At 65.0% G+C, this 12,360-nt stretch carries 14 protein-coding genes; 13 read left to right on the top strand and 1 reads right to left on the bottom strand.

Features of this window, described 5'->3' with window-relative positions:
• Nucleotides 1–10: 10 nt before the first annotated feature.
• The 3 genes from AAFG07_RS17530 (at nucleotide 11) to AAFG07_RS17540 (ending at nucleotide 2,159) form a co-directional block, all read left to right on the top strand.
• Nucleotides 11–733: a heme-copper oxidase subunit III family protein gene (locus tag AAFG07_RS17530; protein ID WP_342728354.1), complete on the top strand. Its 723-nt coding sequence runs from the start codon at nucleotides 11–13 to the stop codon at nucleotides 731–733.
• 9 nt (nucleotides 734–742) lie between these two features.
• Nucleotides 743–1,150, top strand: a complete 408-nt coding sequence (locus tag AAFG07_RS17535; RefSeq protein WP_342728355.1) for a cytochrome C oxidase subunit IV family protein — start codon at nucleotides 743–745, stop codon at nucleotides 1,148–1,150.
• Between the two features lie 100 nt (nucleotides 1,151–1,250).
• On the top strand, nucleotides 1,251–2,159 hold the full coding sequence (locus AAFG07_RS17540) for a heme o synthase (RefSeq protein ID WP_342728356.1): 909 nt from the start codon (nucleotides 1,251–1,253) through the stop codon (nucleotides 2,157–2,159).
• 133 nt (nucleotides 2,160–2,292) lie between these two features.
• Here AAFG07_RS17540 and AAFG07_RS17545 read toward each other — a convergent pair whose 3' ends face one another.
• Nucleotides 2,293–2,511, bottom strand: a complete 219-nt coding sequence (locus tag AAFG07_RS17545) for a GDCCVxC domain-containing (seleno)protein (RefSeq protein ID WP_342728357.1) — start codon at nucleotides 2,509–2,511, stop codon at nucleotides 2,293–2,295.
• Between the two features lie 247 nt (nucleotides 2,512–2,758).
• Between AAFG07_RS17545 and AAFG07_RS17550 the strand changes: the two genes are divergently transcribed.
• The 10 genes from AAFG07_RS17550 (at nucleotide 2,759) to AAFG07_RS17595 (ending at nucleotide 12,358) form a co-directional block, all read left to right on the top strand.
• Nucleotides 2,759–3,316: a sigma-70 family RNA polymerase sigma factor gene (locus tag AAFG07_RS17550; protein WP_342728358.1), complete on the top strand. Its 558-nt coding sequence runs from the start codon at nucleotides 2,759–2,761 to the stop codon at nucleotides 3,314–3,316.
• Nucleotides 3,313–3,954 (top strand): DUF1109 domain-containing protein, encoded by a 642-nt coding sequence (locus AAFG07_RS17555; RefSeq protein WP_342728359.1) that lies wholly within the window; start codon nucleotides 3,313–3,315, stop codon nucleotides 3,952–3,954. The genes AAFG07_RS17550 and AAFG07_RS17555 overlap by 4 nt, the downstream gene beginning before the upstream one ends.
• A gap of 113 nt (nucleotides 3,955–4,067) precedes the next feature.
• On the top strand, nucleotides 4,068–4,343 hold the full coding sequence (locus tag AAFG07_RS17560; RefSeq protein WP_342728360.1) for a hypothetical protein: 276 nt from the start codon (nucleotides 4,068–4,070) through the stop codon (nucleotides 4,341–4,343).
• A 115-nt stretch (nucleotides 4,344–4,458) separates the two neighbouring features.
• A complete protein-coding gene (locus AAFG07_RS17565) occupies nucleotides 4,459–4,818 on the top strand; it encodes a hypothetical protein (protein WP_342728361.1) in 360 nt (119 codons plus the stop codon).
• 101 nt (nucleotides 4,819–4,919) lie between these two features.
• Entirely contained in the window at nucleotides 4,920–5,327 is a 408-nt protein-coding gene (locus tag AAFG07_RS17570; RefSeq protein ID WP_342728362.1) for a FixH family protein, read from the top strand.
• On the top strand, nucleotides 5,324–6,787 hold the full coding sequence (locus AAFG07_RS17575) for an efflux RND transporter periplasmic adaptor subunit (RefSeq protein WP_342728363.1): 1,464 nt from the start codon (nucleotides 5,324–5,326) through the stop codon (nucleotides 6,785–6,787). Before AAFG07_RS17570 ends, AAFG07_RS17575 begins: the two co-directional genes overlap by 4 nt.
• Complete coding sequence (locus AAFG07_RS17580) at nucleotides 6,784–9,963, top strand: CusA/CzcA family heavy metal efflux RND transporter (protein WP_342728364.1); 3,180 nt, start codon at nucleotides 6,784–6,786, stop codon at nucleotides 9,961–9,963. The genes AAFG07_RS17575 and AAFG07_RS17580 overlap by 4 nt, the downstream gene beginning before the upstream one ends.
• Nucleotides 9,964–10,082: 119 nt before the next feature.
• Nucleotides 10,083–10,529, top strand: coding sequence for a hypothetical protein (locus AAFG07_RS17585; RefSeq protein ID WP_342728365.1), 447 nt, complete (start codon nucleotides 10,083–10,085; stop codon nucleotides 10,527–10,529).
• A gap of 77 nt (nucleotides 10,530–10,606) precedes the next feature.
• Nucleotides 10,607–10,930 (top strand): hypothetical protein, encoded by a 324-nt coding sequence (locus tag AAFG07_RS17590; RefSeq protein WP_342728366.1) that lies wholly within the window; start codon nucleotides 10,607–10,609, stop codon nucleotides 10,928–10,930.
• A 9-nt stretch (nucleotides 10,931–10,939) separates the two neighbouring features.
• Nucleotides 10,940–12,358 carry a TolC family protein gene (locus tag AAFG07_RS17595; protein ID WP_342728367.1) on the top strand — a complete coding sequence of 473 codons (1,419 nt, stop codon included), beginning with the start codon at nucleotides 10,940–10,942 and terminating at the stop codon, nucleotides 12,356–12,358.
• Nucleotides 12,359–12,360: the final 2 nt, after the last annotated feature.

Here is a 12,360-nt window from a genome sequence, read left to right on the forward strand (position 1 = left end):
GCGGGAAGCGATGACGGAAACCACACTTGCACCCCCCCAGACGTCGCCCGGAACGATACCCGGATTGCGCGGCATCGCCGCCGACTGGGCCTCGGACCAGCGTGCCTTCAAGCACGTGTCCTGGGGCAAGGCAATGATGTGGATCTTCCTTCTGAGCGACACCTTCATCTTCAGCTGCTTCCTGCTGTCGTACATGACGGCGCGAATGTCGACGACCGTGCCGTGGCCCAATCCCAGCGAAGTCTTCGCGCTCAATCTCGGCGGCAAGCACATCCCGCTCATCCTGATCGCGATCATGACTTTCATCCTGATCAGCAGCAGCGGGACGATGGCGATGGCCGTCAACTTCGGTTATCGCCGGGATCGCGCCAAAACGGCAGCCTTGATGCTGGCCACTGCGGCATTTGGCGCGACGTTCGTCGGAATGCAGGCCTTCGAATGGACCAAGCTGATCATGGAGGGCGTGCGGCCGTGGGGCAATCCATGGGGCGCGCCGCAATTTGGCGCCTGCTTCTTCATGATCACCGGCTTCCACGGCACCCACGTGACCATCGGTGTGATCTTCCTGATCGCCGTCGCGCGAAAGGTTTGGCGGGGAGACTTCGACGTCGAGCGGCGTGGCTTCTTCACGAGCCGGAGGGGGTATTACGAGATCGTCGAGATCATGGGCCTGTACTGGCACTTCGTCGATCTGGTGTGGGTGTTCATCTTTGCCTTTTTCTATCTCTGGTGAGGTTGGCGCATGACAAACGCAGCGGTACATGTGGAAGGGCAGGCAACACAACATGGGCTGCACGCGTATGTGCACGACGCAGTCGCATCAGGAGCCACGCACGCCAAGGGCCAGCAGCATCCGATCAAGCTCTATCTCGTGGTCTGGGGATGGCTGTTCGTGCTCAGCACCTGCTCGTACCTCGTCGACTTCTTCGGCATCCATGGCCATCTCCGCTGGTCACTGATCCTGCTGTTCATGGTGCTGAAGGCCGGCCTGATCGTTGCCGTGTTCATGCACATGGCCTGGGAGCGGTTGGCGTTGGCCTACGCCATCCTGTTGCCGCCGGTGCTCGTGCTGGTCTTTGTAGCGATCATGATGTTCGAATCCGACTATACGCATCTGCTTCGGGTCATGTTTTTCGCGCCGGCGAGCTAGAGGCAGGACGGCTGCGAGCTCGCCACGTCATCTGGGAGTCTGCGAAGAAGGCCTTCAACCGACGGCCTTTTGAGTATCGAACTGACGAGGAATCAATCTCGTGCAAATCAATCGTTCAATTCTTCGCCGGAGCTATACCAACATCGGAGACTACGTCGCACTGACGAAACCGCGCGTCATGTCGCTGGTCGTCTTCACCGCACTGGTCGGTCTTATGGTCGCACCAGGCGGCATCGATCCCGTGACCGGCGTCGTTGCTCTTGCTTGCATAGCTGCGGGAGCTGGCGCCGCAGGTGCGCTCAATATGTGGTACGATGCCGACATCGATGCGGTGATGGCGCGGACCGCCATCCGTCCAATTCCCGGCGGTCGTGTATCGCGCCCGGAAGCGTTGGTTTTCGGATTGATGCTCGGAACGTGCGCCGTCCTGGCCCTCGGCACTTTGCTGAACATGGCCGCTGCTGCACTCCTTGCTTTCACGATTTTCTTCTACGTCGTCGTCTACACGATCTGGCTCAAACGCCGAACACCGCAAAATATCGTCATTGGCGGTGCCGCTGGCGCACTCCCTCCGGTGATCGGCTGGGTCGCGGTCACAGGAAGCGTCGGGCTCGAGCCGCTCATCCTGTTCCTGATCATCTTCCTTTGGACGCCACCCCACTTCTGGGCATTGTCGCTCAATCTTGCTGGAGAATATGCCCGCGCCGGTGTGCCGATGTTGCCGGTCGTCGCCGGCAAGACCGAAACAAAGCGCCAGATTCTTCTCTATAGCGCGCTTTTGGTTCCGATCTCGCTGCTACCCTATGCACTGGGATTCGCGGGGGGCATCTATGGCGCGGCCGCGGCGATGCTGGGAGCGATCATGATCTTTCTCGCATGGCAAGTACGTCGGAGCCACGACAAGGAAAGGCGGCCTGCTCGTCGCCTGTTTGTGTTTTCGATGCTCTATCTGGTGCTTCTTTTTGGTGTGCTGCTGATGAATGCTGCACCCTACGCCCAGACCTACTAACGCGACGCATTCGAAGCGTCAGCCGCAGGACTTACTTCGTGCTGTCCCCGGCGAGACCGGGCCTGCCTAGCCGATCAACCGAAACATCTTCGCCGCGGGGCGTGCGCCGCCGGGCAAATCAGTGGCAGGGGGCTCAGGCTGGCCCTGGTCCGCCACAGCATGCGCCGCGCGTCTGCACCGGAGGGCAGGGGACCGTCCCGTATGAGCAGAACACGCAGCAATCGCCGGCAAGCGGCTTGAGGCGGGTGCCGCAGCCGCGGCAGTCGTAGAAGAACTGGCAGGCATCGGTCGGCATGGTTTCGGTCGCGGCGAATCCGCAGGCCGGACAGGTCAGGGTCGAGACGAGTTGCATGGGCCGCGGGTCCGTTGGTTAGTCCCTCATGTCATTTCGGCGATTGCACAGGTCAAGGCCCCATCTGGCAGGATTGTGATCGGCGGTCGCCAAAGACGGGTCTATCCAGCCGGGATGAAGCCGCAAACAGTCGGGATGGTGTACGAACTGAGCTGAACCCGTCGCGGCTTCGAAAATATTCGTGGTCCGGCCGATCGGGCTGTAACCAAACCGGTCGCCTGAGCGAACCAGACCATAGAAGCGCTGCATGACGACCGCGGAAAACGAGCTCAAGCCACTGATGCTTGCCAGCCAGGATGGCGATGCGGCAGCCCACCGGGCATTGCTGGAGCGCCTGAGCCGGCATTTGCGTGCCTACTACAAGAGCAAGCTTGCCAGGACCGGCCGCGGTGCGGCGGAGGCGGAGGATCTGGTGCAGGAAGCCGTGTTGGCAATTCACCTGCAGCGGCACACCTACGACCCGGCACAGCCACTGACGCCCTGGGTGCACGCGGTCGCGCGCTACAAGCTGATCGATTTCCTGCGTCGCACCCGGGCCTCGCGCGCCGACGTGCCGATCGATGAGGCCGACGACATCACAGCCCATGACGATCATATCGGCGCCGAGAGCAGCTTTGACCTCAGGCGATTGCTCAAGCAATTGCCGGCGAAGATGCAGTGCGCGATCGCGGCCGTAAAGCTCGACGGATTGAGCGTCGCCGAAGCGGCGCAGCGGTGCGACATGTCGGAATCCAGTGTCAAGGTCAGCATTCATCGCGGCCTGAAGTCCCTGGCCGCGTTGATCGCCGGGAGGACGAAGCCATGAAGACCGATGAACTCATCGCGGCTCTCAGCAACAATGTCGAGCCGGTCGATCGGCGGCTGGTCGGCCGGACCGTCGCTATCGCGCTCGGGCTGGCGCTGGTTGCCGCACTTGGCCTCGTGCTTGCCGGGCTCGGCGTCCGCGCCGACCTGACCACGCCGCGCGCGGTGACCTTCCTCTTTCTGAAGCTCGCATTCGCGCTGGCGACCGTCGGCGCGGCGGCGGTCTATCTGACCCGGCTGGCGCGGCCGGGCGGCGAGCGAAAGATCTCGCTTGGACTTGCCGCACTCCCGTTCGGGGCGATCATGCTGCTTGCCGCCATCAGCCTCGGACAGGCGCCCAGCTCCCACTGGGACAGGATGGTCATGGGAGACCAATGGCTCGAATGCCTGATCTCCGTTCCGATCATCGCGATCGTGCCGTTTGCCGTGGTGATCTGGGCAGTCAGAAAGGCGGCGCCGACCAACCTGGTGCAGGCGGGGGCATTCGCCGGCCTTGTCGCAGGTGGTGTGAGCGCCGTCGGCTATGCACTCCACTGCACCGACGACTCGTTGCCCTTTGTCGCGCTGTGGTACGGCGGCACGATCGTGCTGTGCACACTCGCAGGCGCGGCATTGGGACCGCGATTGCTGCGTTGGTGAAAGCAGATCAGATCTTTCACGTCAGCGTGAGCGTGTAACGGGGGAAACGTCGGCTCCGAACTCATGATCAGAAGCGCAAATCAATGCGCTTCAGGACAATGATGGAGCCGATGATGTCGATCAACAAATGCCTTCTTGCCTTCTCAATCCTCGCGCCGCTGGTGGTGGCGTCGGCAACCGCGCAAGCGGGCCTGACTGCCTCCGACAGGAGATACTTGCCCAACGAGGCCTCAGAAACCGCACCGGCGGGTACGGTTGCCGCGCAACGCGACCCGATGTCTGCATTCGGCTACGATCAGGGAGCGGCGGCCTTGCAGCCGGCAAGTGCCCCGGAGGGTACCCGGACGCAGTGGCGCTATCACGGCGGCCCGAAATCTCCATATCAATAGCCGCGCCATGCGGGGCGCCAGGCCGGGATGAACGATTAACCACCCAATCTCCCGCTGGTGCAGTTGTGAACAGGGTGACCTTTTCAGCACCCGTCCTTTGTGAGACTGTCGCGACATGAATGTTCGCCAATTGTTCAGATTGCTGCTCGCCGTCCTCGTGACGGCAGGCCTGACAATTGCGCCGCTGGCAACGCCCGCGGCGGCCGGATCTTCGTTGACCGGTATGAGCCAGATGGCGGACATGTCGGATATGGCGGCCGATATGCCGTGCTGCCCCGACAAGCAGAAGAGCGATGATTGCCGGGATTGTCCGCTGGTTGCGATCTGCATGTTGAAGGTCCTGCACGCAGGACCATCGACCGTCGGCCTCGCGGTGCGGCCGTCGACGCAGCTGCAATTGCATCCGCATGACGATCTGGTCGCTGACGGGCTGGTCCGTCCGCCGCCCGACCATCCTCCTCGACATTTGGTCTGACTGGCGCCGCAAGCGCCGGTTGCTGCCGCGCGACCTTCTGGCGCGTGGATGTCGCATGCCGCACAAGCGGCAGACTAAATCCAATCGAGGAATGAAACGAAATGACGTCGTTCAATACGCCGCGTGCCGTAGCGGCCGCGCTCATCGGCCTGGCGCTGACAGGCACCGCCACTGTCGCGCTCGCCGACATCAAGGACTACGAATTCCAGCTCGTCGACCAGTCCGTCCAGGCCGGTCCGGACAAGGTTGTCACCGTCCGGCTCATGAACAGGAAGACCGGCAAGGCCGTGCCTGACGCCGTGATCTTCGCGACGCGGCTCGACATGGCGCCGGACGGCATGCAGGAGATGGCCACCAAGGTCACACCGATGCCGGGGACCGAACCCGGCACCTATCGGTTCAAGGCGAACTTCGGCATGGCCGGGCGTTGGCAGCTGTCGCTCGGTGCGAAGGTGCAGGGCGAGACCGGCACGGTCGAAAGCAAGCTCGTCGTCACGGCCGGAAAATGAACCGGCTCGCTCTGGCGGGCGCCGTCGCTGCGATCGTTGCAGCGGCAGGCGTCGCATATGTTGGTCGCGGCCTGCCGCCGTGGCCGGGCGCAAATCTCGTTGCTCCTGCCGCGCAAGCGGCGGAAGCCGGCGCGCCGATCTATTTCCGCGATCCGGACGGCAAGCCGTCCTACTCGCTGACGCCGAGGAAGACGTCCGACGGCCGCGACTACCAGCCGGTCGCCGCCGGCGCCGATCTCAGCTTCGACGAGGCGGAGGCGCCAATGGCGATGCCCGCGGACAGCAGCGCCACGGCCGCCAAGGGCGAGCGCAAGGTCAAATATTATCGCAACCCAATGGGCCTTCCCGACACCTCGCCGGTGCCGAAGAAGGATTCCATGGGGATGGATTACATCGCCGTCTACGACGGCGAAGACAGCGACGACGGCTCGATCAGGCTGTCGCCGGGAAAAATCCAGCGCACCGGCGTCAAATCCGAGGCGGCGGAGCTGCGCCGCATCCGCACGCTGGTCCGTGCCCCCGGCACGATCCAGCTCGACGAACGGCGGGTCTCCGTGATCGCGATGCGGGCCGAGAGCTATGTGCAGAAGGTCGCCGACATCACGACCGGCAGCCGGGTGACGAAAGGCCAGCCGTTGATGGAGATCTACAGCCCGGCGGTGTCGTCCGCGGCGGCCGAATATGTCGCGACCATGACCTCGAAAGCGATCGCGAATATCGAGCCCTACGGACGCGGCTCCAAGCAGCGGTTGACCAATCTCGACGTTCCCGAGACCGTCATCGCCGAGATGGAGAAAAGCCACACGGTGCCGCTCGCGATCCAGTGGTTGTCGCCGCGTGACGGCATCGTGTTGCAGCGTGCCGCGATCGAGGGCATGCGTGCCCAGCCCGGCGACGTGCTGTTCCGGATCGCCGACGTCTCCGTCGTGTGGGCACTGGCCGATGTCGCCGAGCGCGATCTCGGCAACATCGTGGTCGGGCAGAAGGTCGCGGTGCGGGCCCGCAGCTATCCCGGCCGCACGTTCATGGGCCAGATCAGCGTGATCTATCCGCAGGTCAACAAGGACACGCGCACCGCGCGGGTGCGGATCGAATTGCAGAATGCCGATCTCGCGCTGTTGCCGGACATGTATGTCGACGCCGAGATCGACATTGGCAGCGCGGCGCCGGTGCTGACGGTGGCGGAAAACTCCATCCTCGACACCGGGAGCCGCCAGACCGTGCTGATCGACCGCGGCAACGGGCGGTTCGAGCCGCGCGAGGTCAAGCTCGGGCGGCGCGGCGACGGCTATGTCGAAATCCGCGACGGGATCGCCGAGGGCGATGCGGTCGTCACGTCGGCGACCTTCCTGATCGATGCCGAAAGCAACCTGAAGGCGGCGATCAAGGGCTTTGCCGAGGCCGGCGCTGCGCAAGCGGCAGCGGCCGACGGCCAGATGACGGACGGAGGCAAGCCATGATCGCACGTGTCATCGCCTGGTCGGCGCGCAATTTGCTGCTGGTGCTGTTCGGCACCGGCTTTGCGGCTGCCGCGGGCCTCTACGCGTTGCTGCATCTGCCGCTCGATGCGATCCCCGATCTCTCCGACACCCAGGTCATCGTCTACACCGAGTATCCCGGCCAGGCGCCGCAGGTGATCGAGGACCAGGTCACCTATCCCTTGACCACGGCGATGCTGACGGTGCCGAAGTCGAAGGTCGTCCGCGGCTTCTCGTTCTTCGGCGTCTCCTTCGTCTACGTCATCTTCGAGGACGGCACCGACATCTATTGGGCGCGCTCGCGGGTGCTCGAATTCCTCAACGGCGCGGCGTCGCGGCTGCCGGCCGGTGTCTCGCCGACCATCGGTCCCGATGCGACCGGGGTGGGGTGGGTCTACCAGTATGCCGTGATGTCGAAAGAGCTGAATCTCGCCGACACCCGCACTATCCAGGACTGGAATCTGAAATTCGCGCTGGCGAGAGCGGAAGGCGTGGCGGAGGTCGCGAGCGTCGGCGGCTTCGTCAAGCAGTACAATGTGATCCTCGATCCGCAGCGGATGCGCGACCGCGGCATCACCATGCAGCGGATGCGCGATGCGATCCGCGCCAGCAATGCCGATGTCGGCGGCCGCACCGTCGAGCTCTCCGAGTTCGAATATGTCATTCGCGGCAAGGGCTATCTCAGGGATATCAACGATCTCGGCAACATCGTGCTGAAGACCGACAACGGCACGCCGGTGCTGCTGCGTGACATCGCCCGCGTCGAGCTCGGCCCCGACGAGCGGCGCGGCATCGCCGAATTGAACGGCGAGGGCGAGGTGGCAAGCGGCATCGTGCTGCAACGCTTCGGCGTCAATGCCCTCGACGTGATCGAAAACGTCAAGAAGCGCTTCAAGGAGATCGCGACCAGCCTGCCGAAGTCGGTCGAGATCGTGCCGGTCTATGACCGGTCCAACCTGATCTATGCGGCGATCGACACGCTCAAGCGCACGCTGTTCGAGGAGAGCGTCGTGGTCGCGCTGGTCTGCTTCGTGTTCCTGCTGCATGTCCGCAGCGCGCTGGTCGCGATCCTGATGCTGCCGGTCGGCGTCTTGATGGCGTTCGGCGCGATGAAGCTGCTCGGGATCGGCTCCAACATCATGAGTCTCGGCGGCATCGCGATTGCGATCGGCGCCATGATCGATGCGGCGATCGTGATGATCGAGAACGCGCACAAGCACCTGGAGCGGGCCGAGCCCGGACGGTCGCGGGTCGCGATCCTGATCGAGGCCGCGGCGGAGGTGGGACCGGCGCTGTTCTTCAGCCTGCTCATCATCACCGTGTCGTTCATGCCGATCTTCACGCTGGAGTCGCAGGAGGGGCGGCTGTTCTCGCCGCTCGCTTTCACCAAGACCTTTGCGATGGCGGCAGCCGCGTTGCTGTCGGTGACGCTGGTGCCGGCGCTGATGGTGATCTTCGTCCGCGGCAGGATCGTCCCCGAGCACAAGAATCCGATCAATCGCTTCCTGATCTGGATCTACCGTCCGGTCATCAACGGCGTGTTGCGGGCGAAGACGCTGGTGATCCTGCTCGCGCTCGCAGCGGTCGCCGTCACGGTCTGGCCGGCCCGGCAGCTCGGCACCGAGTTCATGCCCGACCTCAACGAGGGCACGCTGCTCTACATGCCGACCACGCTGCCGGGGATTTCGGTGACCAAGGCGGCCGAGCTGCTGCAGATGCAGGACCGCATCATCCGCAGCTTTCCCGAGGTCGTCTCGGTCTACGGCAAGGCCGGCCGCGCCGCCACCGCGACCGATCCGGCGCCGTCGGAGATGTTCGAGACCGTCGTCAACCTCAAGCCGAAACAGCAATGGCGCAAGGGCCTCACGCTCGACGGCCTGATCGCCGAGATGGATAAGGCACTGCAATTCCCCGGCGTCTCCAACGCCTGGACCATGCCGATCAAGGCGCGCATCGACATGCTGTCGACTGGGATCCGGACGCCGGTCGGCGTCAAGGTGATCGGCCCCGATCTCGCCGTGATCGACAAGCTCGCCCGCCAGATCGAGCAGGTCGTGAAGGGCGTGCCCGGCACCTCGTCGGCCTATGCCGAGCGCGGCCTCGGCGGCTACTACCTCGAGATCACGCCGAACCGCGAGGCGTTGTCGCGCTACGGCATCGCGGTGCAGGACGTGCAGGACACGATCGCGACCGCGCTCGGCGGCCAGACCGTCACGACGACAGTGGAAGGACGCCAGCGCTTCACCGTCAACATGCGCTATCCGCGCGACCTGCGCGACAATCCGGGTGCGATCGCGAGCGACATCCTGGTGCCGATGCCGGCGGGCGGCGCCGTGCCGCTCGGCGAGGTCGCCGATATCACGCCGTCGCGCGGGCCGACCACGATCCGGACCGAGAACGGGCAGCTTGCGACCTACATCTATGTCGATATCCGCGATCGCGATCTCGGCGGCTATGTCGCGGATGCGCAGCGCGCGGTGCAGGCCGCCGTGCAGTTTCCGCCCGGCACCTACGTGGTCTGGAGCGGGCAATACGAATATCTCGAACGCGCCGCGGCGCGGCTCAAGATCGTGGTACCGGTGACGCTTCTGATCATTTTCCTGCTGCTCTACCTCAACTTCCGCTCGGTGGTGGAGACCATGATCGTGATGCTGTCGCTGCCGTTCGCGCTGGTCGGCGGGCTCTGGCTGATGTGGGCGCTCGGCTTCAACCTGTCGGTTGCGGTCGCGGTCGGCTTCATCGCGCTCGCCGGCGTCGCCGCCGAGACCGGCGTCGTGATGCTGATGTATCTCAACCATGCGCTGGCCGGGATCACCGCGCGTCGCGCCGCCGAGGGACGCTCGATCGACCACGAAGATCTCAACCGCGCGATCATCGAAGGCGCGGTCGAGCGGGTCCGGCCGAAGATGATGACCGTGGTCGCCATCATGGCCGGGCTATTGCCGATCATGTGGAGCACCGGCACCGGCTCCGAGATCATGCAGCGCATCGCGGTGCCGATGATCGGCGGCATGATCTCGTCGACCTTGCTGACGCTGATCGTGATTCCCGCGATCTTCGCTGTCGTGAAGGGCTTCGCGCTTCGTGCACGGATGCCCGAACCGGATGTCGTTGCGCCAGTCGTGCGACAGCGTGTAGCAGGGGCAGGGAATCCATAGGCCGGTTCAAACCGGATTGAATGATACCCTGCGGGGGTATATAGGATGGCGGTTCGCGGCCGACTGATCTGCAGTCGGGGTGCGGGCGAGGCGAGTTCGGGGCGATCACGCGGGTGTTGGTGCGGTTGACGAGGTCACGGCGGGTGCGGGCGGGATGTTCCATCATCCTGGCCTATCTGTTCTGCGTCCTCGCGCCGTCCGTCGCGCTCGCGTTCGGGGCGCCGTTTCCGTGCCTGACCGATGAGGTCCAGCCATCCGTCGCGGTGCACGTGCATGATGCCTCGATGGCGCATGCCAATGGCGTCGCGCACGATCATGCCGGCCACGATCATGGTGGCATGCATGCGCATCACGCGGCCGATGGCGCCGGACCACCGATCAAGCACAGCCACGACGGCAAGAACGCGCCGGGCCCGTGCTGCGCGATGATGTGCGTGTCGGCGCTGCCGGCCGATCTTCCGCTCGTCGCCGGTCCGTTGCATCCGATTGCGACCCGTCTCACTGAAGCCTTGCAGGGCCTGCGCAGCGAGGCGCCCGCGCGGCTCTATCGTCCCCCCATCGCCTGATCCTCAGCTGACATCGTGGCTGCGCCGCGCGCTTGCGTGCGCATGCCTGCTATTCATCTGATGATCGGGACAGATCCATGTTTTCGCATTTCGGGGCGAGGCTCGCCGCCGTGGCCACGCGGCGTGGCAACCGGCTTGGCCGGCGCGCACCATCGACATTCGCATCGCGCATCGCCGCCGCCATCCTCGCGGCTGCGCCGCTCGCCGGGTGCATGGCTGACGGCCGGCCAGTCGCCATCGCAGCCGATCCGGCCGACCCGTCGGCGCACACGGCCAGCGTCGGCTACCGCTCGACGATCGCGCCCTACAGCAGCCTGCGTCCGGCGACGCCGCTGCCCTGGCGCGAGCGCAACGATGGCGTGACGCCGCAAACCAATTCCAATCACAAATCGGATCGGTAGGAGGGCGCCATGCGATATCTGGCCATTGCGCCGATCCTGCTGCTGACAGCCGCGCTTGCGGGATGCGCATCGTTCTCGCCCGACAGCGGCATGGGCGTCGTTTCCGACGTGACCGAAAAGGCGATCGGCAAGGACGTCGCCTTTGTTCGCTCCGCGGACGAAGCCACGACCGTCGACGCCGCGGTGAAGCGGCTGCTGGCGCGCAACCTGACCGCGGATGCCGCCGTGCAGGTCGCGCTATTGAACAACAAGGGCCTGCAGGCGGCCTATAACGAGCTGGCGCTGGCGGAGACGGATCTCGTCGCCGACAGCCTGCCGCCGAATCCCACCTTCTCGGTCTCCCGCATCACCGGCAACGGCGCCAGCGAGGTCGAGCGGCAGGTCGTCGGCGACATCCTGGCGCTGGCGACGCTGCCGGCGCGCTCCGAGATCGCACGCGAGCGCTTCCGCCAGGCGCAGCTCAGGGCCGCGCTCGCCACCTTGCGGCTCGCCGCCGAGGTGCGGCGCAGCCATGTCGCGGCGGTGGCCGCGAACGAGACGGTCGCGCTGCTGATCGACGCGAAGGCGACCGCGGAATCGACGGCACAGCTCGCCAAAAAACTCGGCGAGACCGGCGGCATGAACAAGCTCGACCAGGCCCGCGAGCAGGTGTTCTACGCCGAGATCACGGCTGACCTCGCCAGCGCGCGGCAGAACGCGTCGAGTTCGCGCGAGCGGCTCGCGCGCCTGCTTGGGCTCTGGGACGGCGATCTCGGCTTTCGACTCCCCAGCAAGTTGCCATTGCTGCCGAAGCGGCCACTGGAACAGCCGTCGATCGAGGTTGCCGCGGTCGGTCATCGCGTCGATCTGCAGATCGCGCGGATGGAGATCGTAGCTCTCGCCAAGGCGCTCGATCTCACCGAGGCGACGCGCTTCGTCACGCTGCTTGATGTCGCCGGCATCGACAGGCGGACGCGCGATCCGGAAGGCCCGCCATTCAAGGAGCGCGGCTTCGACGTCCAGTTCCAGATTCCGATCTTCGACGGCGGCGAGGTGCGGGTGCGCCAAGCGGCCGAGACCTACCGGCAGGCCATGAACCGGCTGACCGAGAAGGCCATCAATGTCCGCTCCGAGGCGCGCGACGCCTATCGCGTCTACCGCTCGACCTACGACATCGCGAGCCACTACCAGCGCGAGGTGCTGCCGCTGCGGCAGATCATCACCGAGGAGATGCAGCTGCGCTTCTCCAGCATGCAGGTCGACGTGTTCGCGCTGCTGACCGAAGCGCGGCAGCGGCTCGGCTCGCTGCGCGCGGCGATCGACGCCAAACGCGACTTCTGGCTGGCGCAATCCGACCTGCAGACCGCGATCAACGGCGGCGGCCCGGCGGCCGCGCCATCGACACCATCCGCCATCGCCTCGACCGCGCCTGCGGCCGGCGATCATTGAGA

The sequence above is a fragment of the Bradyrhizobium sp. B097 genome (assembly GCF_038957035.1).
Taxonomy (GTDB): Bacteria; Pseudomonadota; Alphaproteobacteria; order Rhizobiales; family Xanthobacteraceae; genus Bradyrhizobium.